The 1612-nt window shown below is 57.1% G+C and carries 1 protein-coding gene and 1 tRNA gene; both read right to left on the bottom strand.

All coding sequences use genetic code 11. From position 1 onward, the window contains the following. Window positions 1-482 precede the first annotated feature (482 nt). Window positions 483-585 (bottom strand) — tRNA-OTHER (locus tag D7V97_RS45130). After that, window positions 576-1370 (bottom strand): hypothetical protein, encoded by a 795-nt coding sequence (locus tag D7V97_RS44425; protein ID WP_147445256.1) that lies wholly within the window; start codon window positions 1368-1370, stop codon window positions 576-578. The genes D7V97_RS45130 and D7V97_RS44425 overlap by 10 nt, the downstream gene beginning before the upstream one ends. Window positions 1371-1612: the final 242 nt, after the last annotated feature.

Genomic DNA, 1612 nt, shown 5'->3' with positions numbered 1-1612 from the left:
GTGGGGGGCAGAGGGGTGGGGCCCTGACTGCCAGAAGTCTGGCTGCGGCGGCCCACGTGCCGGTGCAAGAGGCGGCCCGTCCAGGGGCCGTTTCAAGTGCACCCGCACGTGCCTGCGCGCAGGCGAGTGGGCGAGGGAGACGAGGACACGGCGCCGTCCCCCGCACCGGCCGCGGAGAAGGACGTCCTGTTTGAAGGTGCGCTTGAGGAGGCCTGCCCCGTCGAGTTGCGGCGCCCGCTGACGCCGGGTCACCTGACGTGCTTCATGCTGCGCAGCGCGGGTGTTCTGCTCCACCCTGGGCGCGGCTGCTGCGGGCAGCTGCTCGCGCTCCTGCGGCGCGCAGTCGCTCCGCTCGCGCACGTCCTGGCGTGGAGCCGTTGGCGACGCCACCACCAAACCAAGCCGTGGCCATGTGGTGCCACTACCAGGCCCGAGGGGCATGGCTCAATCTACGGCTGTAGGAGTTAGCGCCGCATGCTCCATGGCTAACTTTGGATTTGAACCAAAACCTCCCCCTTCATCAAAACCGGAACTTTTCTTTCGATTCTCATGGAGGGGGACGCTCTACCGTTAAGCTAGTTAGCCCCAGAATCAATTACTATTGCCGCCTCCGCCTTGTCAAGTCCGTACTTGGTGCAGAGTTCACCAATCATCGCATTTCTTTTCCTCTCCTTATTGTTGAACTTATTAAACCTCTTATGGTTCACTGCTCTCCGCAATAGCGCGTCATCCGGTCTCGCCAGAAGGCAAAGCAATAGTGCCACGTCTTTAATTGTGCGTGAGTATAGGATGAGTTCTTTGATTCCAAATCTAACAAATTGAGATGGAATGGTGTCGTAGGTATTTTTGATTTGCTCCGCGCATTCAGTTATCCTGGAATGGGATTTTTCGAAGTAGTCTTCGTATCGTTCTCCTATCGGGTGGACAGCACAGTTTCTGGCCAGTCTGAAGAAATCCATAAGCACCATTCTGAAGTGTCCCAATGCCTTCTCCCCTCCGACGTTTGCTCTGTCGACAGATCTGACAGTGTAAGCCAGGGGGTTCTCGCCGTCTTCCTTCTGAGGCCACGGCGCCTTGTCTTTGGATTCAGAGCGAGATTCCTCCTTGAATTCAAGCAAGAAGTGCTCCCATTCTGCGTGAAGAACGACGATTGATTGTTGAGAGATTCGCGCGAGCATCTCTGGGAAGGCTGATGATTGAACGTGGATTCCATGTGTTCTTGCGCGTGATTCAATGTAGGACTTCTCGCTTCCTGATTGTTTGGCGGCGGAGATTAGCTCGGCAATTGCGACGTGATTGAGTTCGAGCAACGCCCCCGTTGCTCCGAGGCGTTGTTTTAGATTGCGATAGCTTTCAAAGGAAAATGGCATTGCTGTGCTCCTTGAGGTGCTGTTGGTTGTGTGGTTAGGTGGGTGGGTGTGGGGTTGTTGTGTGGGGCATTGCTCAAACTATCTTCGACCTTTGACCGGGTGGAAACTAGTGAGCATAGGACCGATAGACGCCCTTGGTGCAGTCCCGCTCGTGAGCGGACGGACAAGAGCGCCCCTTCGAGAGGTCCGTCCAGAGGGGGCGGGGCCCCTGCGGCTGCTGCGACACACCGCTGCCGAGCGCG

It is taken from the genome of Corallococcus sp. CA053C, from assembly GCF_003611675.1.
Classification (GTDB): domain Bacteria; phylum Myxococcota; class Myxococcia; order Myxococcales; family Myxococcaceae; genus Corallococcus.
This window is presented reverse-complemented; position numbering and strand designations above follow the sequence as displayed.